Raw genomic sequence first — 24,320 nt, forward strand, 5'->3', positions numbered from 1 at the left:
TATTAGTCTCCATACGCGATTTGATAGCTAATTAATCGGCGGTAGAGTTTTGTATCTGATTCATAATCACTTAAATCAGAGATACGCTCCGCATAATCAAAAGCCTGTTCAATCGCTTTAAATATTGGTTTTCGCAAGCGGAAAACATCATTAGGTTGAGGACTGTACACATCAATTTGCACATCAAAATCATCTAAATCGCCATCTTCTAACGCAGAATTTGGTGTAATTTGAATAAATTGATAGACAATAGCTGGATATGCCTTATTAGTGTCTGGAATTCTTTCAAAAAAGACATTGCCATCTACTAACGGTTCTAATGCTTTACATAATGTTTCCTGTATTGTCATTGATTACCTTCTTTGATGATTTCTGTACGGAGTGTATTGATGACCGCTCGTGCGGCTTGTTCTTTACTTTGAGCAAAAGCAGGTCTTAAAAATGGTCGAGCTGGCATTTTTGATGTGCCAAACTCAACAAAACGCCAGTAAAACGGATCGCGAGGGTTATATGCCCCACTACGACCCGTTTTACTTTTAAATTTAATGATTTGCTTGTTTGGTAACCCTTTCACCCAAATATAGGTGTTAGTTTGTCCATTTCGCCCAATTTTGGTGCGAGATGAAATCGCTTTTTTCAATGTACCTGCACGCCGGTGCGGCACTTTTTCATTTAATACAGGTGCAATCTGTCGTGCTTTATCACGTACAATTGCCCCGCCTTGTCGCATTGCTTTTACCGCAATACGATTACGGGTCTTTCTCCCAAGCTGCATCATAGCGTTTTGTAATTCTTTTAAGCCTGACACTTTAACGGTCACGCTCATTCAATACCTCTTTACACATAAGTTGTAATGTGATGTTACGTTCTTGCGGATTAATCACAGAGATAATTTCAAAATGTCTTTCATTAAATTTCACACGCATTGTTGGCTCAATATCCGCTAAATAACGTAATGTAATTTGAGTAGTGACTTCGGATTGCACTTGTTGTGAAGCAAAATACTCACGTCCACTAATAGGCTTTATTTCCGCCCAAACGGTTGTCATATTTTGCCATTCAGTAGCAACACCTCCATAACTGTTACGTACATTAACTTGCTTTTGTAATGTGATACGCTGCCGTAATCTGCCGATTTCCATTTATACCCCCATTTTTCGATACGGTTGTATCAATCGCCAAACACCTTCTTCAACTTCTTTTGAGCTAATAGTACCGACAACGACACTTTCTCGATGCTCATACCAATGCGCAATTGTCATTAATATCGCATGCTCAATTGCGGAATTAATGACAAGTCTATCCATACCATTATCAGGTTCAACTTCGTCGTATAACTTACGATTAAGCAAACTTTGTATATAAGTTCGTGCAGCACGATGATAGGCTTGCAATAGCTCATCATCTACATCAACATCAATACGACAATGCTGTTTAATCAATTCAAGAGTTAACATTGTTGAAATTCTCTCAATCAAAATGCGCCATTACAGCGTGACGATTTATGCAGCCTTAACTTTAGCCGCCAACGTACCCTTAACAAAGGCTTCTGGACGATACACGGCTAAGGCTAAACGCTCCTCGCACAAAATAGTGACTAAGTTACGTACAAAGTCATCTTCATTTTCTGTCGCAATCGCTAATGTTGCAGATTGTCGATCAAATACTTGTGCACCTAAGCTAAATGCCCCGGTTAAAAAGGTTCCTACTGCGATGGCTTGAGTTTGTACGACTGGCAAACCCCATAATGTCGGTTGGGCTGTACCTTGCGGATCGCCGATAATATGGCGTCCAATACCGTCCTTCTCGAGTTCGATCTTCGTCCAATCAATCGGATTTAATACATATCCACTTGCTGGGTATTCAGCGAGTAATACTTGCAATTGTGCTAACCGTAATTGGTCGATAATGGTATATTCTGTTTTTGCAGTTGGGTCAGCAAAAGCCGTTGCCTGCGGTAAAATACCGTGTAGTGTTCCACTCGACCCTGTACCATTCAATAACTGACGGTCTTCAAAGAGTTTTAAACCATACATTAATCGCCCATCAATATAGCTTTGCAACATTGCAGCATCATCTAAAATTTGACGAGAGGCTTTCATATAATGTGCAATGGTTTTCACCCCAAGTGAGACCTCTTCAAATTTCACATCAGATTGTGCCTTTTTATCACCCTCATTCGCTTGATATGCCGCACCATTTGTAAAACCAGTCTCTTTGATGTACGTAATTGCATTGCTTGAGGTGGTACCTTTCGCAATTAAATCCCGCATTGTTAATCGTTGGTCTGGTGTCGCGATAATGCCTGGCAGACGTTGTTCTGGTACAAGTACCCCCGCTGAGCCTGCAGTATTAGTCATTGCACTAGTGATAGTAGCCGCTGCTTTTACTGCAATTTGTACTGATTTACCCGCACGTGGATTTTGTACAAACTCTTTAAAAGACTCAGTTTCCATCAATTGTTCAACTGCTGATTTTTCTTGCGTATGTTGTGGACCACGTCGTGACATTTTCTGTTCAATGTCATCTAAGCGTGATTTCGCTTCATTCATTGCTGTTAACGCTTCATCAACTTGACCTTTTAGGTCATCTAAGCGTTTTTCACCACCTGCCATTTTCCCTGTAAGTTCTTCCCCTAAGGCTTTTACATGATCTGTGGCTTTCTTCAACTCAGTAGCGAGCTGTTCTACATTGTCGTCTTTTAAATCTGGCATAATTTATTCCTCATTAATTGATTTTAAGATAGTAATTGCGTTGCTAATGTGATTGTTGTCAGGCTCGCCCTGATTTAATAACTTTCGCAATCCATGACTAGCAACTGTCACGGCTTGCGATTTTGAAAACCCTAAATCTCTCAGGGCTTTTTCAAATTCGGATAATGTCGGTAAGCTGCCTTTTTCTAATGCTGATTTCACAACACTAATACGGCTTTCTTCATTCGCGGGCATCGTAACAACCGAGATTTCTGTGAGATCAATATCCAGTAATTCTAAAATCTCATTCTGTTCATCATATGACCATTTATTAAGACGATAACCGATAGATAGTCCATCAATCGCCCCCGCCATCAGCAAGGCATGCACCTCTTTCGCTTTTGCAACATCATTAATTAATAAGCGTCCTTCACCATATAGTCCATGCTCATCTTCTTTTAATGTTGTCCACACACCAATCGGCTGATTACGATCATGATTCCATAACACTGGTGGCATTTTCCCTCGTGATTGCCATGCATTAATTGAGGCTAAAAAAGCACCTTTTCTCACAATCTCATCGTAACTATCTTTCACATCAAAGACGTTACAATAGCCCGCAAAAAAGCCGTCATCTTTGACGGCTTGTGCTTTAAACTGTAAATCTTTAATTTTGTTCATTATTCTGTTCTCCGATTTTATCAATCGAGGTAAGGTTTAACTGCACGGTCAATACATCCCCACCAGGCATTGGCGGTAAATTTTCTAAGCGACGTACTTCATTACGTGTCATTACTCCGTTTTGTAACATTTGCGAGTAAAAATTCGCTCTTCCAGCACTATCCGCACGTAATAGACCTTCCACACTAAATACAGGGCTATAGACTGATCGATCGATTGGTTTGAGTAATTTACGCGTAATGGTTTGTTCTATCCGTCTTAACGTTGGAGCAAGTGAGTATGTTAAGAAATTAAGATTAATTTGCTCTGAGCTTGATGCCCACGACGAGGCTTTATCTGAACTATAAATTAATTGAGGTGGAACACTAAATGCTCGGCATATTTCTTCAATACCGAAATATCGACTTTCTAACAGTTGTGCGTCCATCGGATTTATCCACGACCCTGCCATGGTTGCGGGTTCCATACCTGCCTCTAAAACCATCCATTTACCTGCATTTTCTGGTTGCCCAAACTGTGATAAGGCTTCACGCAGTAATGTACGATTTTCATCTGATAAAACCCGTTCTCCTGTTTTAATAAAACCGCCTGCCTTTAAGTTATTCTTAAAAGCATTGCCCGCCGCACTATTGGCAGCAATCTGCATTCCCATACATTGTGCTTGGTAGCGGATAGGAGATAATCCAATTAAGCCATCTAATGTAAATCCTCTAAAATGTAAAATATCATCTTCTCGATAACTTCCACCATCCGCATTTTCTTTCGTGTAGTTATAAATAATTTCCCCAAATGCATTACGTTTAACTTGCATATACTGTGGATCTAACACTTCAAGCGAGATAATTCTGCCATTTGCACGGTTAATACGACTATACGCATTCCCCCACAAATCTAAGCTAGCAATTTGTGCTTCCCAATATTCACTCGCACTCATATCTGCGTTTGGTGAGTCGTGGATGATGTGATAAAGCGGATGTTTTAATGCAATTGCACTATCCTTATCTTTTAAATGTAACGGTAACGATGCAATAGTTTGGCTACGCAGTTTTACACACGCCCACACCGCAGATAACTTTAATGCCGTTTCAGCATCAACAACTGCACCGGTATTCGTTGTTTGACTGATAAATGGCTCAACAACCCCACCTTTATCTAAACGTTTACCTCCACCAAACCAGCGAGTGTAAAAGCGAGACCACCACCCCACATCATTTAATGTTTCTGTACTCATGCGATTACTATATTCCTGAAATAATTGTCTATATCTAATGGGACATTTGCTGTTTCAGCAATACCGCGTGCCATAGCCAACGCCACCAAGCCATCAATTCTGCCTGTTGCTTTCTGCTTTTCAAATTTGCGATTACCTGCAGCGTCCTGCGCAATAACAGCATTTGCTGCACACATCGTTAATACTGGATGCATACCGTGAGCAAAGCGGTTATTCAACAAATCACTTTCAACAGCATCAATTGCAGGAGACATATCTTTAAACCCCTGACCAAATTCAACAAGTGGTAAACTTAACCCTTGCAATTCAAGCTCTTTTTTAAAGATATCTATTCGCCACCGGTCGAAAGCTATCGATTTCACATCAAAATCACTTAATATGTCAGCGATGTCTCGCACGACATGCGTATAATCGACCGTTGCTCCGGGTGTTGTACGGATAAATCCTTGTTTAACCCAAACATCATACGGTGCTCGGTCACGTTTTGCTCTATCCGCCAAACCCTCTTTGGGTGTCCAGAAATAAGGATAGACATTGACCTTTCCTTGTGGCGTAACCGCAACTAACACTAATGCCGTTAAGTCAGTGCGTGCGGATAAATCTAATCCCCCATATACTGCTAAACCGTGTGCTTCATTTGGCTTTGAGCCATTCTGCTTCCATACATCTTGTGAGACGAACGGTGATACTGCACTTACTCGTTGATTCAAATTGAGATTGCGGAATGTATTTTCAAAACTTGGCATTCGATTCGCTTTTTCTGCCAACTTTCTAATATCGTCTTCACTTCTAAATACGCTTAATGCAGGGTTAGCTTGTTTCCACGCTTCTGGATCTAAAAGACTAAGGGATTTGTCCGCAGTGTAAACGTGACATACGGTGTGCGGATCTTTACTTGTTAATGCATCATCAATCCATACCGATAATAAATCTGCATCATTTGCCGCCTGGGTACTAATCGTTAATAATAAGGGGTGCTTATGTGCACCTTGTGCGGTTGTAATTGCGTCAACAAAGGCGGATTGACTGCCTTGTACCTGCCCGACTTCATCTAATATTGCAAGCACCGGAGATAACCCTTGTGCGGTTTTACCATCTGCGGCTAAAGCACGATATTCAACATTCAATGGTATGCCGATAAGCCGTTTTCCGGACGGCTTAACCGCAACTAGCCCCTCTAATTTCGGATTTAGTTGTATCATTTTCACCGCCAGGTTAAAAACTAATGACGCTTGATCTCGGCTCATCGCGCCACTAACAATCTGTGAATTTTGTACGGCAACGGGACCCACTAAATGTGCTAACAGCAAGCACGCAATCAATGCGGTTTTGCCATTTTTACGTCCAATCGATAATATTCCGTGGTTCGTTCCTGCGGGATTATCGTACACATCATGGATAAATTGTTTTTGGAATGGCTCCAATTTAATAGCTTGTCCTACTAATGTCCCTTCGGGAACTAAGCAATATCGCTCAATAAAGGCAATCACCTTCTCCCCTTTCGTCATTAATTTAACCTCGCTATTAACCCATCATCTTCCTCGATTGTTTTTCTTGCGGCCTGATAAAGCTGATTAGTTTTGACCTGATCGCGACTTTCTCCTTGTGTTGCTCGGCTGTGGATTTGTAAGCTGCGACACATTTGGATTTCACGTTTATATAAATCCTCTACGACATAATGTAATGGATGCATTTTCAATGTGCCGTTGTCTGTTTTTATCCAGCGACGATAACCTTGTAATTCTTTTTCATAATCATCGATTTCAACATAAAGTTTTGCGAGTTTTACAGCTCGCTCTTTGTCAATCGGGGTCCAGCTGTCTAATGCTCGGCTATTGATAATACTTTCCCAATAACGGGTTTCTAATTTTGTTAATTTTTGTGGTGGTGATAGCGTTGTTTGTGCAGCTTTAGCGGCTAACACTTTTGCAGTGGAGCTATCACTACGCAATTTGCGTCCACTCATACATAACCTCCTAAAGCAATAAAAAAATCATTAAAAAACTGTAATAGCGATAAAATTGAGTTCCAGGGGCGGTTGCTTGGGCTTTTTCGTTGAACTTTTTACCCGCCCTCCCCTGATTAATCACTTTTTATTTATTGAAATGATGGTTTTTATCAAGTGGAAAGCCATTTACATCACAACCAATTTCATGCATTTGATGAATTTCAGCTTTTTGTTTCGCGCTGTCATGATGTAACTTACAAAGTGATTGCAAGTTATGTGGGTCTAAAAATAACTGTAAATCACCCTTATGCGGTTTGATGTGGTCCACCACAGTAGCTAATGTTATTTTGCCTTCTCGCAAACAGTACTCACATAGTGGATTTTCGGATAGATGATCTAATCGCAATTGTTTCCACGATTTCCGATAGTAAAGATGATGCCACGAATCACGCCCTTTATTTTTGTGCATGTTGTACCTGCCACTCTCTAATCCTATCAATGCGATTCAAACAAATATCACGTTCACGCTTTAAAATAACGGCATACTGTGCGACATCACCGTAAGTACGACCATTAAAGTTTGTCTTATCTAGATAGCTAATTAATACCGCAGGGATTTGAGGTTGAACAGTCGTTACCGGCTTACTTGCGCAAGAACTCAATAATATTACGAGGAGCAGCACTGTTATACGCATCACTTGCTTTGTCATCTGCTGATATACTTTTGATAACATCATCTGATTTACTCCTTGCATCTGATTCAGCCTTACTTAGTTCTAACATTAGTCTTTGATTGTTCGCCATATCTGCGTGTAGCTTGATAATCGTTGCGCTTTGTGTTGCTATCGTGTCCGACTGCTTAGCCATTTCAACTTTTAAATCTTTAATAAGATTGTATTGATACACTACACTGATAAGTAACAATGCAATGATAGCTATCACATATAGCCATTTGTTTGTTGTGAACATATATCACCTGTCCGGATAGGATTTACGGCTTAGTTGGAAATGTGGGCCGTCATAAAATGTACGCCAGTCTCCGCCCCATTCAACATCAACACCTAAGCGCTTACCAACTGATTTGATGAGCTCCGCCAATGCTTTAAATTTCGCTTTATTATTCCAGTCAATAACCGTTTTTTCGTTCTCAATTATTACTGGAGCTAAATCAACGGCATGGCCAGTTAAGTGACGACTGTTCATTGTCTTACTTGCACCACTTTTAACAAGTTCTGCTTGTCTTGCTTTACTACGTTTCCCTTCAACAACCATAAAATCGAAATCTGATTCTGAAATGGCTGTTCGTACTACTTTAAGCAAATCTTGATGTACACCGACAAGCCTCATTTCACTCGTTGTTGAAAATTTAAACTTACTCATCTTTTCCTACTTTTGTACTGATAAATCTAAACAAAAACTCACGTATTTTTTCCGCCCCGATAAACCCTAGCATCCCACCCGCAAATACCGCTAAGTTCTCTGGCATCCCTAAAAAATTTAGTAACGACATACACGATAGCGTTAATGCACCACATATCGCTCCATCTAATACCCGCCGACGATAAGAGCTTTTTTGTTGCAAAAACAAAGCACGTAAAATAGACATAAAAAAAGCCATCACGAAACCCGCAATGGCATTGTAGTTTTGTTGGAGATACGCCCAGATAATGAGCCACACTCCAGGATCTTTGTCTGGCATTTTCATTTCTCCACCTCCATTTCAGAGGCAATAAAAAACCCCGACCGTTTCCGATCAGGGTTAGAAAAAAACATCTGTGCGTTTCAAGCGTGCAAAACCGCACTATAGCTAACAATATATACTTTTAGTCCGGACAAATCAACTATATTTCTTATTTTTAAGCAACAGCAAAATTAAATGGTTTGATATGATGTTCTCTTTTCTGTTTTAATTCCCATAAATCATAATCTGTCTGTAAAGACAACCATAATCTTGCTGTACTAATTCCCGCCTCCTCGAGTGCAATAGCTAAATTCGCTGTCATTGCAGTTTTACCATGCAATACTCTTGATAAAGTTTCACGAGAAAAACCAAGATGGGCTGCTAATTCAGACACTTTTATTTTGTTCGGTTCAATAAAACCATCTAATAACACTTCACCTGGATGTGCTGGTTTACGCATAAATACCTCCTTTAATGATAATCTTCGTAATTTAAAATATACGCATCACCATTAATAAATTCGAATGTAATGCGGTAATTTCCACTAACAGTCATTGAATATATTCCTTTTCTGTCACCTTTTAATTCGTGGCATTGATAAAATTGAATAAATTCTTCGACCGTATTCGCACGATCAACAAGAGATAAAATACCATTAATCTTTCGCACATGGTCTTGTCTCAATCCTTTTGTAATTCCTTTTTTGAAGAATTGTTCCAATCCTTTATGTTTAAAACTCTTAATCATATTTTACCCTCTTTTAATGTGATATAAATATATCACATAATTAATCTACTACGCAAGAAAAACACACTTATTTTGGCTTAACATTAATTTTAATGAGGTTTCAGCAATTTTAAGTTGATCAAAGTAATATGTTCTACTAATCCCAAATCGCTCTAATAGCCCAATTCTGACAGGAACACGATCGAGATCTAACTCTGTGTAAATCGGCAAACGATAAGCATAGGTTGCCATGAATAAATCATACAGTTCTGGTGTTACTTTACGCATTACTAATAAGCATTGTTCAATTTGTAATGCTAAATCATCATTAATCGGACAAACCCTACGCTTACTCTCATCAATCGGAATAGGAATGCTAATAGAGATACTTGGATATTCCGTTCCTAGACGTGGTGTCGCCCAATATCCCCATTGAACACAAATTTTTTTAATATCATTAAAAACATACTCCATTACACACCTCGTCTTTTTTGTATTAACTTAACTTTCTTCGTGAAAATTCGCTTAATCTGCCTTAAATCTTCTTCGGTATATTTTCTTTCTCGATTGTCTGCTTCTATTTCCTCTACTTTCTTAATACCCAATCGCTCAATCAGTCCAACCCTATATTCATGATAGTTACCACCTAAATAACGATTACAGCGTTTGCATTGCCCGTGAATATTTAAGGTGTAAAAACGTAAATGCGGAGCAGCCCCACGACTGCGATAATGTCCAGCATCAAACCCACCACCAAGCTTTTCACTTATTAATGGTGTTCCGCACGAAATACATTCTTTATTTTCATCTCGAACACGAATATATCTATTAACTGCTTCTTGAGCCTCTTTTATTAATTGCCCTTTAGTTTTATTTTTCTCTTTTAATGCTGATAATCGCTTTTTACTTTCTACCCTTGCTTGTTTATCTAGTTTTTCACGCTTTTTACGTGCTTGTTCTTTACTGAGCTTTATCGCACATTCCACACTACACACTTTTTGCAAACTACTTACTGTCTTAGTGTAATAGCTACCGCAAACCTTGCATTTATGTTGTTTATTTGGTTTATTCATTGGTAACCACACACTCAATTAATTTAATAAATTCATCACATTGTTCTAATTTATGCCCCTCTTGATCGACAAAACAATACTTGGCAAAATGATTAACAATTTCATCCTTTGTCATTTCAGTAAATTTAGGTGGTTGATATGCAACATATTCCTGTCCGTTCATCTAATATTTCCTCTATTGCTTATGATGAAAATCAACATATTCTTGAAATAAAATTCCGTAGTGGTGCGATTTATCAATATTTAGGTGTTCCTCCTGAACGCTATAAAGGCTTATTAGCCGCTTACTCAAAAGGAGGTTATGTAGCTGACTTTATTAAACCTTACTATCGTTATCGCCGTGTATTCTCTTAGTTATCATTCATAAAAAAGTACTAACAGAACACAAATCCAAAACATTAAGCAGCCCAACATTGATAAGATAAATCCCCAGTTCATTTATCCCCCAAATTAAAAAAACGCATATAGCTGATTAATAATTTTTTCATCCTTACAGTCTTTAAACACTGTTGATATTGCTGCTTGAGTAATAGCCACATAAAGTTCTCGGCGTTTAATATCATCATTCAATTCTTTGTAAGATATGCTTTTTGGCACTACCCTAAATTCTGATGGATTTTTCAAATCAAATACCATTTCACAGTGTCCAGCTTGCACTAATAAATCTTTGCGAAAGTAATCGAATTGCGTTTTTTCATTGGCAAACTTCTGTAAGCTGTTATCTGCACACCAATAATCAAAACAGAACTTAAAGAATTGAAACATTTTTCTATGTAGAACAGGATTTATTTTTGTATTGATCTCAATTTCATACATTTCGTTATTTTTAAGCTGCTTTAAATGTTCTTCTTCTATCTCATTAGCTGGAGAAAACACTCCGCCAGGTAATTTAATCATTTGAAATTTAGCCATGAAAAGCACCACACTGCTTAATAAAATCCAAACTCACTTGTCGGGTAACAAAATCTTCCATGGCGGGATCGAACACTACAATCATCTGTCCTTTGCTGTTGCCCTTAATCTCCTGCTTGGTAACAGGGTGGATAAAGCTAACACGTCCGCCTGTAATGTCGATAACCTCGTTTGCAACGTTGTAGATACACTCTTGATACCAGCGAGTGGATTTATCGTTGTTAAGTAACATAATCACCATATGACCAGCATCACGGATTACTTTTGCCTGTTTTACAAATGGTGTTACATTGGAATAGGGCGGATTAACAAAAATCCGCTAGGGTGCTTCGCAATAATCACAAACAACATTAAGCAGCTGTTCGCAAATATCCTCTACCAAAAAATCCTCTATCACACCTAATTTCCCGATCCAATTCGCAGTTAAGGCGTTATCTTTATTCGCACAGCCGTCTAAATGAATCCAGCCGAAACGATTTTCTATCCACTTAAATAAGTACTTTGGCGTTTGCCAAGTGTCTTTATCAAAACTCATTACTAACCTCTCGCTACTAACGCTTTCAAATTAGCCCAACCTTGTTTAACTTTTTCAGGATCCAGATATTCAACTTTCTCAGGTAATGAGCGAGTTGGTTTTGGTAGTACCTCTCCTTTCTCTAAGCGTTTTGCCATCTTTTCTAACGCCTCTTTCATCGCTTGAAGCTCTTCCGCTTCACTGTAAGACTTTTGGATTGATTTATTCGCAATCTCAGTAATAAGCCAATATTCCGCATCTGACATAAACTCAAAGCGATCAATCTCCGAAAAACCACCATTCGCACGAAATTTATTTAAGCGGTGTTTCAATTCATCAGGTGTTGGTAATCCTAACTCGGCGTAATTTTCAGTATTGCACCACGCAATAAATTGCCCAACACTCGGGAAATAGGGGCTTTCTGAACGTTCTGCACGCGCAATACCGCGTTTAAATTGTGCGGCAGTCGTTACCCCGTTATTCACCAACGCTTCTAACCAAAAACGTTTGGTTTCTTGATAACTTTCTTCGCCGTCAAATGCCGCTTTCCACGCTGGGAATATTGCTTTTAAGCGAAAAAATAACCGATCGACAAATTTTGCTACTTGTGGCGGAATCACTTGTTCGCTAACTGGGGCTTGATAAGTAGGCTCTTTCCCCACCAACTCGGAAAGTTCTGTATTGGCAAAATTACGCATTAATACCCCCGAATCTCAATCGTTTTCCCACGCCACCAACGGTCGTCATTATCGTCATACGTTGCTTTGCTAGGCTTTTGAGAGGCTGGCTGTGGTGCGTTTTGCCAATCCGCTTTAAATCCTCGCCAGCCTCGCTCAATCATAATTTCCGCCACCTCCGCAAGCGGTAATTTGGCTAAGTCAGCTTGTTTTTGTAGGCGTTCTAGTGCGGTTTTAGTAATTGGTGCGCTTTTCGATTTACGGTGAGTAATAAAATCTTCTGCCAGTTGTCCTGTAATCCCAAATTCAGCTAAAAGCTCAAGTACAGGCGATTTTTTTTGCGTAGTTTTTTTATGGTTAACTGACTGGTTAATAGAGTGACTGGTTATGGTGCTATCTGCTAGCACACCCCCTATGCTATCTGCTGGCATAGGGGTGCTATCTCCTAGCATAGCTATGCTATCTGCTGGCATAGGGGTGCTATCTCCTAGCATAGCTATGCTATCTGCTGGCACACCCTTATCAAGGTGTAAAACATAAAGATTAGAACTTGAACCATCTTTATTTTTACGTGCTTTTTTAGAGATAAATCCCATTTGAATTAATGCCTCAATATGCGTTCTTGCACTGGCTTTTGATATTTCGCAAACATCCGCAATATATTGATAGGAAGGAAAGCAAATCCCATCATCATTCGCATTGTCAGCAAGTTTCAGTAAAACCAATTTTCTAAGAGGGTTTCCGACTTTAATTCCCATCACTTTCGCCATTAAAATTAAACTCATAGCTCTACCGCCTTATTTAACATTTCTGATAGTTTCACTAATCCCTTAGCTGTAACGAGGACTTGTTCACTAATTTTTAAATTTCCATCCTTGTCTTCATAAGGGTTGGCTTTATGTTCAAGGTATCCAATCTGTAATTTATCTTGATAAGCAATCCATGGTTTAGAACCCACTCTCTTGTAGATCCAGCGATGAGAAAATAAAAACTGAATAAACATCTTAGGTTGCATCTGTAAATGTTTTGCTGCGTTAGTTAAATTCATAGATCCTTGTGCTTTTGTCGCTAAACGATCAAATGCTTCTGCCTTTGGTTTAAGCTCTAACACCTTTTCTGAATAAGTTAATAATGCCGAACGCAGATAAACTGGGTCATTTAACGCAATCATTGGATCCATTGTTTGTGATTTATTCACTACAGCATCAAAAGTACGAATCACTAATAAATGAAATTTTGGGCTAATCCACATTGCATAAGCATAAACAAGTTCCTTGCAAACAAATGTTCCAAGTCCTTGTTTTGTAAGGATAGACGGAATTCCGTCTTTTGAAATTTCGCTAATTAATTCTTGTGTTTGTTGATTTGTTAGCCAATAAGTAGGGCGATGACGACTTTCACCGCCACTCGCACGATGTAAATCGTTTAGACAATATCGTCCTTGACCGTCTTGTCTAATTTCTGTATTATCAATTTTAATTAATTGGTTCATTTAACCTCCTAAACCACCGTTGCCGCGGTGGTTTTTTATTACACACAAAACACTAATCCCATAAATCTGGGCGCATTTCAGATTTAGATACTTCCCCATTTGTAGCTACCTCGATTTTTTTTGCTAAATACGGTGGTATCTTTGTTCTCCCCATCTCGCAGTTTCTTAAAAAACACATAGATACTCCTACCTGTTTTGCAAAATTTGCTTTAAAACCACGTTGTCTATTTGATAAATATTCTGTCAGCTTCATAAACTTTAGTTTAGTTAAAAATAAAATTAAGTTTATTTATGGATAAACAATAAGTCAATCATTAATTTTTTGCTTATTTACTAAATACTAAATAAAATGGTGAAAAATTAACTAAGGAGGAATCTATGAAAAAAATAGATCTAACTAGTATTCGTAGGGAAAATTTGAAAAGATTCTTCTCAGATAAGAAGTACCCTGATAAAGATAAAAGTCTAATATCTCAGCAAATAAATGGTTCAGCTAAATCTTTTGGGGAGAGATTGGCTAGAAGATTAGAAAAAGATTATGGTATGGGTGAGTTTTACTTAGATACTCCCGTTAGCGTAGATAGTAACAATAATATCGTTTCCAATATCAAAGAAATTGGGGCATTTGAATTATGGGATAGACATACTCCTCTCTCAAATGATGAGATAGAAGTTCCTTTTTTCAAAGAAATTAGACTATCTGCTGGGAATGGATTTGCTGATGACATAATGGACTATAACAATTTTAAACTTAGATTTTCTAAAGCCACTTTAAAAAGACAAGGCGTATCATATGAAAATGCTGTTTGCGTTACAGCGGATGGTAACTCTATGGAGCCAGTTATTCCAGACGGAACAACAGTTGGGATCGATCTCGGTAATAAAACTATCAGAGATGGAAAGATATATGCGATAAATCACGGTGGATTATTAAGAATAAAAATCCTCTACAATATGCCGAATAATCAGGTGAAAATAAGAAGCTATAACTCTGAAGAGCACCCAGATGAAGTCGCAAACTTAGAAGATCTTACGGTTCTAGGCAAAGTTTTCTGGTACTCAGTGTTGCTGTGATAAACAAGAATCTGAATCTTATTGAGTGAATTTAATATGGTAATTTGAAATAAGATAATATCACTTATTTCATGAAGAAACTTTCACGCGTTGTATCTCATGTAAGTAAGTGGCAGAATACAGAGGAAATTATGTTAAAACTCAAAATATTGCGATCTATCGTTATTAAGAGAACGCTACGTAATCTGATTTCCAAACAGAAAAGACGCCGAATGAATGGTGGAAAAATAAAATATAAATCTATCAAAAAAAAGAAATTATTTCGGCGTCTATGTGCGGAGGTTTATGCTCCTAGTAAAATTGTACTAGCAAGAGAAATTTCTCACATTTTTGTTTCTTTTAAAAAAGAAATTGAAAAAAAAGCAAAATTAGCTTCACAAAACCACCAAATATTAAAATTAAACTTTAGAGAAACTTCTGTTATTGATGCTCCAGCTTGTGCTGTCTTAATTGCCACTCTAGATACTATTAGGAATCAATATCCTGAGTTAAAATTTAGTGTTATTCGTCCAAAACCTAAACCAGCAGATAGAAGAAAACGTGGTCCATATGATGTAGATGGTGTATTTTGTCATATTGGTTTATATAAAATGCTTGGCTTTAACTATACATCAAGTTCTTCTCAAAAAAATGTAAAGTGCTGGCATTTTATTCAAAGTGATAATACTGATGGCTCAATCACGGCGCCCTTACTCAATGAGCTTAAAGCAATGGGAGTAAATACCAAAGGAATGTATAGCAGTTATATTGAAGCCATTGCAAACGCTGTCGAGCATGCATATGCAGAAAATATTCAAACTCATAGATATTTCCCAATTAAGCGATGGTGGATGTTACTTGCCATATTAGACAATGAACTTTCTCTTTTTGTTTGTGATTTAGGGCATGGCATACCGAATACATTAGAAAAAACTCAAAAAGCTAGTACGCTAGAAAAAATTTGGGAAAGATTAAAACAACAGCTAGGCAAACCTACGACAGATGCCATATATATTAAAGCTTCAACATTGATTAAAGAAACTCGAACAGGGCTGGGATATCGTGGTAAAGGTGGTGGAGATATTAGGTCAATTATTGATAAGACACCAAATAGCAGTTTAATTATTCGTTCAAATCGTGGAATGTATGTGTATAATGGTCGAAATAAAGCAGATTTAGTCAAAGAGTCTCCTTACTCTATTGATGGAACGATTGTTCAATGGAACCTGCCACTTGATACAAATCAAAGGTAAATAAAATGCAACATATTTATGTGAAAGACTTTAGCCTTTTTCCAGGTCCCCGTCATATTAAAGATGGAAAAGCTAGTGGAGAAGAATTTAGAAATACTATACTTATCCCTGCAACTAAAAAAGATCCAGAGATAACATTGCACCTAGATGGTGTTGTAGGGTATGGTTCATCTTTTCTAGAGGAAGCATTTGGTGGGGCAATTCGTTTAGGAGTATCTCCTAATATTATTAGTAATATTATTTTTATTTCTGAAGAGGATCCTGACCTAATTGAAGAAATTAGAGAATATATAAACGCAGCCATTTCGGAGTTACAATAATGCAAAGTTCAGAGGTTATTTCAATAGTCGCTCTACTAGTTTCAATTATAGCAATTCCAATTGGTTATTTTCTAGGAGCAAGAAATGCAAGGCATAATGCACATAACGAAGCTATTGATTCTTTACAAGAACTATGCAATAAAATTTTTGAAGATGCTCTACGTGTTCATAAACAAGCAGCTTCATTAAATGAGGGTGATTTTCATTTAATGATAGCATACCATAAAAGGCTACAAGGTAAATGTACTGAAATTATGGAATTAGCTCAAAATGATTTTTATCCAAACATAGAAATTAGAGAGGTTAAAAAAGTTACAACAAACCAACTCTTCTCAGATGATCTAACAGTAAGAAATATCGCTATTCGCAGCTTAATTTATAAGTTACATGCTGTACATTCTAAATATCACAAAAAATTTATCTAACTACTACATTATAACAATACTTTTATCTCTCATAACTTTATATTTCATCTAGATAACTTAAAATTTCATTTCACTAAATTTGTTCACTAAACAAGCTCTTTTATCCTTTTCTCCTCTCAATAATATCAATTTGATCAAAAATTAAGCAATCAAACATCCTACCTAAAAAATTTTTTCTTTATTTATTAATATTTTAATAAACATATTACAAAAATATTTATTAAAAAATAAATAAACATGTTGATCCAAAGTTTATTTTTTAATAAACTAAACCCATCAAAACGAGATACACAATATCTCAAGCTCTTTAACAGATTGGTGTGGCAATGGCGGTAAGTTATAACCTGATTTAAGGTTAGTGACTCCGAGCAGATACTGTGTTCCTTGACCTAAGAGAGGTGGAAGGGGAAATTAAGGGTAGGTGCTTACTTGCTTGAGCGCGAAATGCGCAGTCGAAAGATTGCTACAACGGTTGGGGAAACTAGGCGAACAAGCCCGCGAACCGTTTCATTATTAGTAGGTTAGCTTAACGGTAAAGCAGCGAGCTTATACCTCGTAACGACAGATAATCGGCTGATGTGGGTTCGATTCCCTCACCTACTACCAAATCTAATGCCTGCTTGATGCAAATTTCCTCATTTTGTTTGCACTACAACGCATTGAGTAGGCATTAGGAAACGCATTGATTAAGAGATCCGCTAAAGGTCTGGGTAATCGTACAATTACCAATTTAAGGATAGCTAAGCCAGAACTTAATTTAGTGCGTTTCTATATCAAATTAAAAGGAAAATATTATGACCTATCAAAATGAAAACCACGAAATGATCAAACAAATTATATTAAACGAACAGTTAGGAAATCCTAAAAAGTTGAAGTTAGTTATTGTAGAAGAAAGCCTGTCTGATAAGGATAAAGAGCGAATCAAACAGGCTATTTTAGAAAGTGTTGCCAAAAACACGGCTTATTTGCCAGAGGAATTAGCAGAATCAGCTTGTAAAGCTATTTGTCTGATTGACTCTTATAAGCATTAAAGATTACAGACAAAGAAACGTTGTCATCTAACGCCTCAAATCGTTTTGACAATGTTTCCACAAAGTCGGCAATGTTATTGGCACTTTTCTGATCTAGGTGATCAAGCGGAAGAACAGCTGAAGCGCTTGAGGTTTTAGCAATATCTCTTGCGAAAAGTAACGCTAATGAATCAGCACTTGATTTTCTCATAATGTTTTCCTCATAAATGTTAAGTTGTGGCGAAAACATTATATTCCTCAACGTTGTGGCAAACAAGAGGACTTGAGCCTTACAAGTATAAAGAAAGGCACTTGCATTATAAACTCCGTTTGGGTTTTGCCATCTTTATTGATGGCTTTTTTTTAAAGCTAATTCTATGAGTGAGCTTTAAAAAGAAAAGAAGAGGAGAAATGAAAAAATGAAATATGAATTAACCGATGATTTCATCGAGGTTGAAGTAAACGGTAAAAGAGTAAAGTTATACAAAATTAAAGCTCTTGTGGATATTCCCGCAGGAGACGTAAAAGCTGGAGATTTAGGTGGATATATAGAAAAAGAATCTAACTTATCTCATAGCGGTAATGCTTGGGTGTACGGTGACGCTAGTGTGAGCGGTGACGCTTGTGTGTGCGGTGACGCTTGTGTGAGCGGTAATGCTTGGGTGTACGGTGACGCTAGGGTGAGCGGTAATGCTTGGGTGTACGGTGACGCTTGGGTGAGCGGTAATGCTTGGGTGTACGGTGACGCTAGTGTGAGCGGTGACGCTTGTGTGTGCGGTGACGCTTGTGTGAGCGGTAATGCTTGGGTGTACGGTGACGCTAGGGTGAGCGGTAATGCTTGGGTGTACGGTGACGCTTGGGTGAGCGGTAATGCTTGGGTGTACGGTGACGCTTGGGTGAGCGGTAATGCTAGTGTGAGCGGTAATGCTAGTGTGAGCGGTAATGCTAGTGTGAGCGGTAATGCTTGGGTGTACGGTAATGCTTGGGTGTACGGTGACGCTTGTGTGAGCGGTGACGCTAGTGTGAGAAAGAAATCTGATCTTGTTTGGTTTTCAAACGTCGGTACAGAAAATGGAACGCTCACAGTTTACAAAGCCAAAGATGGTTCATTACTTGCAACAAGAGGTTGTTTTAGCGGCTCTGTCGAGGATTTCTTGAAAAAATCTACTGAAGTTCACGACGAAAAAACCAAAAGAGAGTATCAGTTACTTATTGAGGTAGCTAGATCAAGACTGGAGATTTAATCATGAACGCTTGGAAATACGATAGTGACGTAGATTACTACGAATCTCTAGCAATCAACAAACAAGATCAAGAGTATTACGAAGATGATAACTTCGATCCTCGTGAATGTGATAAAGCCGCTCTTGATTATGAGCTGACTTATTTTAGACAAGATAGCAGGTATTAGAATGAAAGCAAAATGTATTGATTTAAACACGCATTTGTTTCTGCAATTAGAACGCTTAAATGATGAAGGTTTAACGGGAGATGCCTTAAAAGAAGAAATTGAGCGTTCTAAAGCCATCAGTAGTATTGCTAACAATATTGTAAACAATGCAAAGCTTGCTTTAGACGCCCAAAAATTTAAAGTGGACTATGGTGTAACTGAACCATTACCTTCGATGCTAGAAAACAAAAGAGAACTTGACCAAGAACCTAAAAAAGGAGGTGTGCCAAATGGCGTTTGTCGAACATAATAATCGAGCTAAAGCCAAAAAGTTAGCTGAATTTATTACAGGCAAGCCACTACGTCAATATCTTGCGGATAAAGTAAAAAAATATGTGGGGTGCTCTCCCTCTGTGTTTGATGGTGCGGCTGGTAGCGGTCAATTAGAGCAATTTATTAATCCCTCTCGATTTGTTGCCGTAGAAATACAGTCTGAATCTTGTGAGGCATTAAAAACAAACTATCCAAAAGCTCAAATACATAATATGAGCTTTTTTAATTATCCCACAGCACAAGAATCACTTTGTGATTGTGTGGTGATGAACCCACCGTTTTCTTTAACCTTTAAAGGGTTAGCTGAAAATGAGAAAAAAGCAATTCAAGAAGAGTTTCATTGGAAGAATAAAGGCAATGTTGATGATATTTTTGTTCTAAAAGGGCTAAATCAATCTAAGCGTTGGGGATTTTTTATTTTATCCAGTGGTATGGCATATCGTAGCACTGAAGCTATCTTTAGGGAAAAACTAGGTTGTCAATTAGTTGAACTCAATTTAATTCAAAACGCCTTTGAAGATACTTCAATTAGCGTATTGTTTTTAGTGATTGATAAGCAAAAAACATCACAAAATGTCATTCGTGAGCTTATTGATTTCAAACAGAATACGCCGCTAGTTGCCAGCGATGAATGGCTTATTAATCACGAAAAATGGGAAACTGTTTCTCCACCAAAAGAGGAAGTTGAAGAAATTGAATTTTCTGATATGGAAGCACTTTCTAAAAATGCCTTTAGAGAAAGGATAAAAAGTGAATTGACGTTAAGTAAGATGTTTGTTGATTTATCTATAGCAAGCAATATTCCATTCAGTATGAATTCTAAGAGTGAATTTAATCAATTTTGCGATGATATTTGCAATGATGTGAAAGCGTTTAAATATACAGGTATGTGACATTAAAATGAAATCCTATCATGAAAAATTAACACCACAACATCAAAAAGAGATTGAGCTATTTTCAGACTACCTCTACAAAAATGAGTCATCTGAAAATACTATTAAAATATATACCTATGCCCTTGCTATCTATTTCTCACTATTTAAAAAGATTGATAAATATGATTTGCTGAATTTTAAAAAATACCTGATGGAGAACTTTAAACCAGAAACTGTTAATGTCCGTATTTCAGGGATAAATCACTATTTAGCTTTCAAAGGGAAGGCTGACTTAAAACTAAAAAACATCAAACTCCCAAGACGTTCGTTTGACGATAAGATGTTATCTTATGATGATTACACTAAGTTTTTGCACTGTGTAAAACAGCATAGCCAGCGGTATTACTTCATCACTAAATTCCTTGCTTATACTGGGGCGAGGATAAGTGAGCTACTTCAGTTCAAAAAAGAGCATTTAGAACAAGGATACATTGAATTATATACAAAAGGAAAAATTAGACGAATTCACATTCCTAGTGCCATTATTGAAGAGTCTAAAACCTTTTTTAAACACGAAAAAGATTTTTTATTTAAAAATCGAATGGGTGAACGTATCACAAGCAGAGCGGTTGCTGCTGGCTTAAAATATTATGCGAAGAAAAGTGGCGTGCCAGAGGAGCTGATTCATCCTCATAATTTCCGCCATTTCTTTGCCATACAATTTTTGAAAAAAACAAAAGATGTTACGTTGTTATCTGATTTACTAGGTCACTCAAGTGTAGATATGACAGCATTATACGCGAGAGTGTCAGCTAAAGAACAGCGTCAAGCATTAGAAAGGGCGATAGATTGGTAATGAAAGGGAAATCGATTACTTATAATGAAGAAGAAGCCTCATTTTTGAGGATCTATTGCCATTTACCCAGAAAAGAACTTACTGCGAAATTTAACGAAAAATTTAACCGCAGTTTGACCGTAGGAAATATTGCTGGAAAGTGTAAGCGTGAAAAATGGCTAAGACCTAAAGAAACATGGCGTTTCAAGAAAGGAAATATCCCCTTTAATAAAGGTACAAAAGGGGTTTCTAAGCCTAATAAAACCTCTTTTAAAAAAGGCAATAAACCCGCCACTACATTGCCTGTCGGAACAATTAGATATTGTTCTAAAGATAATATTTATCTCATTAAAGTTAGTGAACCTGATAGATGGGTAAGCCGTGCAGAATATGTTTGGTGTAAACAACATAATAGCAACATACCAAAAGGTTGTGTGGTTTGGCATAAAAACGGTGATCCCACAGATGACAGAATCGAAAATCTCGCAATAAAAACAAGGCTGGAAGTATTGCTTTTAAATAGACTAAAGCACCGAAAAACACCTGATGAATTAAAAGGTTATATTGATTTAGTTGCACAAATAAAAGCGAAAGCCATCACGAGAGGAAAGCACAACAAAACCGCTTAAAATGGGAAAGATATCTAATTTAAAACTTCTCATTTTAAATGGTTGAGTTTCTCAAGTTTTGCGACAGATAACACTAACCAAAACCGACCGCACTTCCCGTGAACCGTGTGGCGGTTTCTTGCACCCTAAATTCAATAAATTGTTCAAATAAGGAGCAAAAAATGAAATTCACGCACGAACCACTCTATCTTATTTTTGCCGTTATCATCGCCTTTATATTAGGCGTAAGTTGCCAACCAGCTCAAGCTGCTACATACGATAAAGATACGGATTATTACGACCACACACTTAACTTTGAAACCGAACTCGCAGAAGAACAACTCGCGTGGGAGGAATGGGCTAATCAAGAGTGGAAAGAAACGCACGGCGAGCTACAAACGCCGCTAAGTAAAGAGAATCAACAAGAGATTAAAGCTCGATTAGATAAAGGTCTTAGATGATGGATATATTTGAAAAACTCAATCAACAAGCAATCATCATAAAAAAGCAAGCATTCAAATCGCTTAAAAACCGACTTTTCTTAGCTTGTCAGCAATATAAAACTGACAGCGAATGGGCAGAATTTTTTGATGAATTGCTACTTAACGAAAGCTATCACGACATTACTAATGCAATACAGTTGCTTAAAGTTAGCCAAGTGTATAAAGACAAATTGCAGCATATCTTAAATGTATCTCAATTTTACCACGTGCAAACAGCAGAAAATGCAGACCACAAAACATTAACTCAATTTAAGGTGACACTATGAGCTTATATCAACTCTCAGAACGACTAAAAAATATCAATGAATTACTTGATGATGAAGAATTTACTAACGAACAAGCCGTTATTGATGCCTTTAACTGCTTGGAAATGGAATTTGAAGATAAAGTAGCTGAAGTATGGAAATTACATAAAGAAACAGAAATCTTAGCCGAAACTGCAAAAGCAGAAAAACAGCGGTTAGAGAAAATTCAGAAAATGTATGAACGTAAACAGCAACGCTTGCGCAACCTTATCTATGCATCAATGCTTAATTCAGGCACTAATGAAATTAAAAACCCATTATTCAAATTAAAGATGACCGATCCAATTATGAATAAGGTAGATATTGCAGAAAATGCCGTTATTCCTGATGAGTTTTATATTCCACAAGATCCAAAACTCGATCGTGTTGCACTGCTAAACGCATTAAAGAATGGCGCTGAAATTCAAGGCGTAGTATTAACAGGTTCAAGACAGTTAAGGGGGTTATGATGAGTATTGCTACACTCATTTTAGGAGAAAGTGGTACAGGAAAAAGCACTAGCTTACGCAATTTAAATCCGAATGAAACACTGCTTATTCAAGTTATCTCAAAGCCACTCCCTTTCAGAACAAAAGATTGGAAATATTTTGATAAAGAGAACTGCCCAACAGGCAATGTTTTTGTTTGTGACAATGCAGATAAAATCTGCCAACTACTAAAGCAAACAAAACGAAACATTATTGTTATTGACGATTTCCAATATTTAATGGCAAATGAATTTATGCGTCGTGCCAAAGACAAAGGTTACGATAAATTCACTGAAATTGGATTACACGCTTGGCAGATTTTTGATTTAGCTGGAAAACTAGAACATAACAAACGAGTTTATATTCTCTCTCATACACAAAATGACGACTTAGGTCGTACAAAAATTAAAACGATTGGCAAAATGCTTGACGAAAAAATCACCTTAGAGGGGATTGTTACTGTTTGCTTGCGAACGAATGTATCAGATGGTAAGTACACATTTCTCACGCAAAACAACGGCAGCGATACAACAAAAAGCCCTATCGGCTTATTTGAGGAACAACAGATTGATAACGATCTTGCCTACGTTGATAGCCAAATTTGTGATTATTGGGGAATTACCCCTGAACCTCAAACCGCAGAAGACACCACTAAACAGGAGAATCATCAATGACCCAACCTATTTTTACCTATAACCAAGAACAAGCACTTAAAGCAGGCAATTCACAGTTTATCAGTGAAACAGGTGCTTATCTCTGTAAGATTATCAGTGCTGAATATACCCAAGCACAAAGCGGTGCATTATCACTAGAATTAAGTGTAGAAACCCAAGAAGGATTAAAAGGCAACTATCTTTCTATTTACTATCAAGGTAAAGATGGGCAGCCCTTACAAGGCGGACATAATATGATACAAGCAATTATGGGGTGTACAGGGGTTCAAGCCTTATCCAAACAGTTAATTGCGGGTAAATATATTGCACCTGAATTAACAAATAAATATATAGGATTAATGCTACAAAAAGTGCTTCGCTTAAAACAAGATGGCTCAGATACTTACAACTTCCAAATTCTCTGCCCGTTTATCATTAAAACACGCAAAACCCTATCTGAACATATTGAGAATAAACCCGCTGAACGTATTGATTGGCTTGTTGCTCATACCAAAGATCGAGACGAACGAACAAAACAGCAACCACAATCAATACCAGCTCAAAATCAATCTTCTGGACAACCTACTACTGATTTTGATGATGATATGCCGTTCTAAGGTGGTTAAAAAATACCACTAAACTACTCAACAAACGAGAAAGGA

The 24,320-nt window shown here is 37.5% G+C and carries 41 protein-coding genes, 1 tRNA gene and 1 pseudogene; 17 read left to right on the forward strand and 26 right to left on the reverse strand.

Annotation, left to right across the window (positions count from 1 at the left end; genetic code table 11):
* Window positions 1–2 precede the first annotated feature (2 nt).
* The 19 genes from NYR30_RS06695 to NYR30_RS06785 form a co-directional block, all read right to left on the reverse strand.
* A complete protein-coding gene (locus tag NYR30_RS06695; RefSeq protein WP_302502408.1) occupies window positions 3–350 on the reverse strand; it encodes a DUF3168 domain-containing protein in 348 nt (115 codons plus the stop codon).
* Window positions 347–826 (reverse strand): HK97-gp10 family putative phage morphogenesis protein, encoded by a 480-nt coding sequence (locus tag NYR30_RS06700; protein ID WP_039081836.1) that lies wholly within the window; start codon window positions 824–826, stop codon window positions 347–349. Before NYR30_RS06700 ends, NYR30_RS06695 begins: the two co-directional genes overlap by 4 nt.
* The gene (locus NYR30_RS06705) at window positions 810–1,142 is read right to left on the reverse strand and encodes a phage head closure protein (RefSeq protein ID WP_039083452.1); all 333 of its coding nucleotides are present in this window, start codon (window positions 1,140–1,142) and stop codon (window positions 810–812) included. Before NYR30_RS06705 ends, NYR30_RS06700 begins: the two co-directional genes overlap by 17 nt.
* On the reverse strand, window positions 1,143–1,457 hold the full coding sequence (locus NYR30_RS06710) for a head-tail connector protein (protein ID WP_039081838.1): 315 nt from the start codon (window positions 1,455–1,457) through the stop codon (window positions 1,143–1,145). It abuts the gene before it with no gap.
* Between the two features lie 45 nt (window positions 1,458–1,502).
* Complete coding sequence (locus tag NYR30_RS06715; protein ID WP_039081839.1) at window positions 1,503–2,714, reverse strand: phage major capsid protein; 1,212 nt, start codon at window positions 2,712–2,714, stop codon at window positions 1,503–1,505.
* Between the two features lie 3 nt (window positions 2,715–2,717).
* A complete protein-coding gene (locus tag NYR30_RS06720; protein WP_039083454.1) occupies window positions 2,718–3,374 on the reverse strand; it encodes an HK97 family phage prohead protease in 657 nt (218 codons plus the stop codon).
* Window positions 3,361–4,605, reverse strand: coding sequence for a phage portal protein (locus tag NYR30_RS06725; protein WP_302502413.1), 1,245 nt, complete (start codon window positions 4,603–4,605; stop codon window positions 3,361–3,363). The genes NYR30_RS06720 and NYR30_RS06725 overlap by 14 nt, the downstream gene beginning before the upstream one ends.
* Window positions 4,602–6,113 (reverse strand): terminase large subunit, encoded by a 1,512-nt coding sequence (locus NYR30_RS06730; RefSeq protein WP_039081842.1) that lies wholly within the window; start codon window positions 6,111–6,113, stop codon window positions 4,602–4,604. Before NYR30_RS06730 ends, NYR30_RS06725 begins: the two co-directional genes overlap by 4 nt.
* Window positions 6,113–6,571 (reverse strand): hypothetical protein, encoded by a 459-nt coding sequence (locus NYR30_RS06735; protein WP_052122144.1) that lies wholly within the window; start codon window positions 6,569–6,571, stop codon window positions 6,113–6,115. The genes NYR30_RS06730 and NYR30_RS06735 overlap by 1 nt, the downstream gene beginning before the upstream one ends.
* Before the next feature lie 127 nt (window positions 6,572–6,698).
* Window positions 6,699–7,022: an HNH endonuclease gene (locus tag NYR30_RS06740; RefSeq protein WP_039083457.1), complete on the reverse strand. Its 324-nt coding sequence runs from the start codon at window positions 7,020–7,022 to the stop codon at window positions 6,699–6,701.
* Entirely contained in the window at window positions 7,009–7,215 is a 207-nt protein-coding gene (gene lysC, locus NYR30_RS06745) for an Rz1-like lysis system protein LysC (protein WP_230586396.1), read from the reverse strand. Before lysC ends, NYR30_RS06740 begins: the two co-directional genes overlap by 14 nt.
* A complete protein-coding gene (locus NYR30_RS06750) occupies window positions 7,196–7,522 on the reverse strand; it encodes a DUF2570 family protein (protein WP_302500305.1) in 327 nt (108 codons plus the stop codon). Before NYR30_RS06750 ends, lysC begins: the two co-directional genes overlap by 20 nt.
* A 3-nt stretch (window positions 7,523–7,525) precedes the next feature.
* Window positions 7,526–7,933, reverse strand: a complete 408-nt coding sequence (locus NYR30_RS06755) for a M15 family metallopeptidase (RefSeq protein ID WP_496196490.1) — start codon at window positions 7,931–7,933, stop codon at window positions 7,526–7,528.
* Window positions 7,926–8,258 carry a phage holin, lambda family gene (locus NYR30_RS06760; protein ID WP_302500307.1) on the reverse strand — a complete coding sequence of 111 codons (333 nt, stop codon included), beginning with the start codon at window positions 8,256–8,258 and terminating at the stop codon, window positions 7,926–7,928. Before NYR30_RS06760 ends, NYR30_RS06755 begins: the two co-directional genes overlap by 8 nt.
* A 151-nt stretch (window positions 8,259–8,409) precedes the next feature.
* Window positions 8,410–8,694, reverse strand: coding sequence for a HigA family addiction module antitoxin (locus NYR30_RS06765; protein ID WP_039093854.1), 285 nt, complete (start codon window positions 8,692–8,694; stop codon window positions 8,410–8,412).
* Window positions 8,695–8,705: 11 nt separating this feature from the next.
* Window positions 8,706–8,981 (reverse strand): type II toxin-antitoxin system RelE/ParE family toxin, encoded by a 276-nt coding sequence (locus NYR30_RS06770; protein WP_013747140.1) that lies wholly within the window; start codon window positions 8,979–8,981, stop codon window positions 8,706–8,708.
* Between the two features lie 48 nt (window positions 8,982–9,029).
* Window positions 9,030–9,434: an antiterminator Q family protein gene (locus NYR30_RS06775; RefSeq protein ID WP_302500308.1), complete on the reverse strand. Its 405-nt coding sequence runs from the start codon at window positions 9,432–9,434 to the stop codon at window positions 9,030–9,032.
* On the reverse strand, window positions 9,434–10,033 hold the full coding sequence (locus NYR30_RS06780; RefSeq protein WP_302500309.1) for a recombination protein NinG: 600 nt from the start codon (window positions 10,031–10,033) through the stop codon (window positions 9,434–9,436). The genes NYR30_RS06775 and NYR30_RS06780 overlap by 1 nt, the downstream gene beginning before the upstream one ends.
* Window positions 10,026–10,196 carry a hypothetical protein gene (locus NYR30_RS06785; protein ID WP_302500310.1) on the reverse strand — a complete coding sequence of 57 codons (171 nt, stop codon included), beginning with the start codon at window positions 10,194–10,196 and terminating at the stop codon, window positions 10,026–10,028. The genes NYR30_RS06780 and NYR30_RS06785 overlap by 8 nt, the downstream gene beginning before the upstream one ends.
* Between NYR30_RS06785 and NYR30_RS06790 the strand changes: the two genes are divergently transcribed.
* Window positions 10,172–10,387 (forward strand): KTSC domain-containing protein, encoded by a 216-nt coding sequence (locus NYR30_RS06790; RefSeq protein WP_302500311.1) that lies wholly within the window; start codon window positions 10,172–10,174, stop codon window positions 10,385–10,387. The two genes, NYR30_RS06785 and NYR30_RS06790, sit on opposite strands and share 25 nt — an antisense overlap.
* A 96-nt stretch (window positions 10,388–10,483) precedes the next feature.
* Here the strand turns inward: NYR30_RS06790 and NYR30_RS06795 are convergent, their stop codons facing one another.
* The 6 genes and pseudogenes from NYR30_RS06795 to NYR30_RS06820 form a co-directional block, all read right to left on the reverse strand.
* On the reverse strand, window positions 10,484–10,945 hold the full coding sequence (locus NYR30_RS06795) for a DUF1367 family protein (RefSeq protein WP_302500312.1): 462 nt from the start codon (window positions 10,943–10,945) through the stop codon (window positions 10,484–10,486).
* A pseudogene (locus NYR30_RS06800) lies at window positions 10,938–11,480 on the reverse strand (phage N-6-adenine-methyltransferase). The gene NYR30_RS06795 and the pseudogene NYR30_RS06800 overlap by 8 nt, the downstream one beginning before the upstream one ends.
* Window positions 11,481–11,482: 2 nt before the next feature.
* Window positions 11,483–12,157, reverse strand: a complete 675-nt coding sequence (locus NYR30_RS06805; protein WP_302500313.1) for a replication protein P — start codon at window positions 12,155–12,157, stop codon at window positions 11,483–11,485.
* On the reverse strand, window positions 12,157–12,921 hold the full coding sequence (locus tag NYR30_RS06810; RefSeq protein WP_302500314.1) for a helix-turn-helix domain-containing protein: 765 nt from the start codon (window positions 12,919–12,921) through the stop codon (window positions 12,157–12,159). The genes NYR30_RS06805 and NYR30_RS06810 overlap by 1 nt, the downstream gene beginning before the upstream one ends.
* Window positions 12,918–13,628: a phage antirepressor KilAC domain-containing protein gene (locus tag NYR30_RS06815; protein WP_080737800.1), complete on the reverse strand. Its 711-nt coding sequence runs from the start codon at window positions 13,626–13,628 to the stop codon at window positions 12,918–12,920. Before NYR30_RS06815 ends, NYR30_RS06810 begins: the two co-directional genes overlap by 4 nt.
* A 52-nt stretch (window positions 13,629–13,680) precedes the next feature.
* Window positions 13,681–13,881, reverse strand: coding sequence for a YdaS family helix-turn-helix protein (locus NYR30_RS06820; RefSeq protein ID WP_039081855.1), 201 nt, complete (start codon window positions 13,879–13,881; stop codon window positions 13,681–13,683).
* A gap of 125 nt (window positions 13,882–14,006) precedes the next feature.
* Here NYR30_RS06820 and NYR30_RS06825 point away from each other — a divergent pair, with 125 nt between their 5' ends.
* The 6 genes from NYR30_RS06825 to NYR30_RS06850 all read left to right on the forward strand — a co-directional run bounded on the left by NYR30_RS06825 (window position 14,007) and on the right by NYR30_RS06850 (window position 17,710).
* Window positions 14,007–14,702: a S24 family peptidase gene (locus NYR30_RS06825; protein WP_302500315.1), complete on the forward strand. Its 696-nt coding sequence runs from the start codon at window positions 14,007–14,009 to the stop codon at window positions 14,700–14,702.
* Window positions 14,703–14,833: 131 nt separating this feature from the next.
* Window positions 14,834–15,934: a hypothetical protein gene (locus tag NYR30_RS06830; RefSeq protein ID WP_302500316.1), complete on the forward strand. Its 1,101-nt coding sequence runs from the start codon at window positions 14,834–14,836 to the stop codon at window positions 15,932–15,934.
* 5 nt (window positions 15,935–15,939) lie between these two features.
* Window positions 15,940–16,254: an STAS-like domain-containing protein gene (locus NYR30_RS06835; protein ID WP_039173585.1), complete on the forward strand. Its 315-nt coding sequence runs from the start codon at window positions 15,940–15,942 to the stop codon at window positions 16,252–16,254.
* On the forward strand, window positions 16,254–16,679 hold the full coding sequence (locus NYR30_RS06840; protein ID WP_039173588.1) for a hypothetical protein: 426 nt from the start codon (window positions 16,254–16,256) through the stop codon (window positions 16,677–16,679). The genes NYR30_RS06835 and NYR30_RS06840 overlap by 1 nt, the downstream gene beginning before the upstream one ends.
* A 515-nt stretch (window positions 16,680–17,194) precedes the next feature.
* Window positions 17,195–17,285 (forward strand) — tRNA-Ile (locus NYR30_RS06845).
* A gap of 188 nt (window positions 17,286–17,473) precedes the next feature.
* Window positions 17,474–17,710, forward strand: coding sequence for a hypothetical protein (locus NYR30_RS06850; protein ID WP_302500317.1), 237 nt, complete (start codon window positions 17,474–17,476; stop codon window positions 17,708–17,710).
* On the opposite strand, the gene NYR30_RS06855 is transcribed toward NYR30_RS06850, so the two are convergent.
* Window positions 17,679–17,900, reverse strand: coding sequence for a hypothetical protein (locus tag NYR30_RS06855; RefSeq protein ID WP_302500318.1), 222 nt, complete (start codon window positions 17,898–17,900; stop codon window positions 17,679–17,681). The genes NYR30_RS06850 and NYR30_RS06855 overlap by 32 nt on opposite strands.
* A 208-nt stretch (window positions 17,901–18,108) precedes the next feature.
* Between NYR30_RS06855 and NYR30_RS06860 the strand changes: the two genes are divergently transcribed.
* From NYR30_RS06860 to NYR30_RS06905, 10 genes are all read left to right on the forward strand, one after another.
* Window positions 18,109–18,933: a hypothetical protein gene (locus NYR30_RS06860; RefSeq protein ID WP_302500319.1), complete on the forward strand. Its 825-nt coding sequence runs from the start codon at window positions 18,109–18,111 to the stop codon at window positions 18,931–18,933.
* A gap of 168 nt (window positions 18,934–19,101) precedes the next feature.
* The gene (locus NYR30_RS06865) at window positions 19,102–19,389 is read left to right on the forward strand and encodes a hypothetical protein (protein WP_302500320.1); all 288 of its coding nucleotides are present in this window, start codon (window positions 19,102–19,104) and stop codon (window positions 19,387–19,389) included.
* Complete coding sequence (locus NYR30_RS06870; RefSeq protein ID WP_302500321.1) at window positions 19,370–20,305, forward strand: N-6 DNA methylase; 936 nt, start codon at window positions 19,370–19,372, stop codon at window positions 20,303–20,305. The genes NYR30_RS06865 and NYR30_RS06870 overlap by 20 nt, the downstream gene beginning before the upstream one ends.
* A gap of 7 nt (window positions 20,306–20,312) precedes the next feature.
* On the forward strand, window positions 20,313–21,143 hold the full coding sequence (locus NYR30_RS06875) for a tyrosine-type recombinase/integrase (protein ID WP_302500322.1): 831 nt from the start codon (window positions 20,313–20,315) through the stop codon (window positions 21,141–21,143).
* Window positions 21,143–21,751, forward strand: coding sequence for an HNH endonuclease signature motif containing protein (locus NYR30_RS06880; RefSeq protein ID WP_302500323.1), 609 nt, complete (start codon window positions 21,143–21,145; stop codon window positions 21,749–21,751). Before NYR30_RS06875 ends, NYR30_RS06880 begins: the two co-directional genes overlap by 1 nt.
* Before the next feature lie 161 nt (window positions 21,752–21,912).
* A complete protein-coding gene (locus NYR30_RS06885) occupies window positions 21,913–22,191 on the forward strand; it encodes a hypothetical protein (RefSeq protein WP_302500324.1) in 279 nt (92 codons plus the stop codon).
* On the forward strand, window positions 22,188–22,499 hold the full coding sequence (locus NYR30_RS06890) for a hypothetical protein (protein WP_302500325.1): 312 nt from the start codon (window positions 22,188–22,190) through the stop codon (window positions 22,497–22,499). Before NYR30_RS06885 ends, NYR30_RS06890 begins: the two co-directional genes overlap by 4 nt.
* Window positions 22,496–22,987: a siphovirus Gp157 family protein gene (locus NYR30_RS06895; RefSeq protein WP_065235133.1), complete on the forward strand. Its 492-nt coding sequence runs from the start codon at window positions 22,496–22,498 to the stop codon at window positions 22,985–22,987. The genes NYR30_RS06890 and NYR30_RS06895 overlap by 4 nt, the downstream gene beginning before the upstream one ends.
* Window positions 22,984–23,679 carry an ATP-binding protein gene (locus tag NYR30_RS06900; RefSeq protein WP_302500326.1) on the forward strand — a complete coding sequence of 232 codons (696 nt, stop codon included), beginning with the start codon at window positions 22,984–22,986 and terminating at the stop codon, window positions 23,677–23,679. Before NYR30_RS06895 ends, NYR30_RS06900 begins: the two co-directional genes overlap by 4 nt.
* A complete protein-coding gene (locus tag NYR30_RS06905) occupies window positions 23,676–24,275 on the forward strand; it encodes a hypothetical protein (RefSeq protein WP_302500327.1) in 600 nt (199 codons plus the stop codon). The genes NYR30_RS06900 and NYR30_RS06905 overlap by 4 nt, the downstream gene beginning before the upstream one ends.
* The last annotated feature ends 45 nt before the right edge of the window (window positions 24,276–24,320 follow it).

The sequence above is a fragment of the Gallibacterium salpingitidis genome (genome assembly GCF_030517105.1).
In the GTDB taxonomy this organism is placed as follows: Bacteria; Pseudomonadota; Gammaproteobacteria; order Enterobacterales; family Pasteurellaceae; genus Gallibacterium; species Gallibacterium salpingitidis.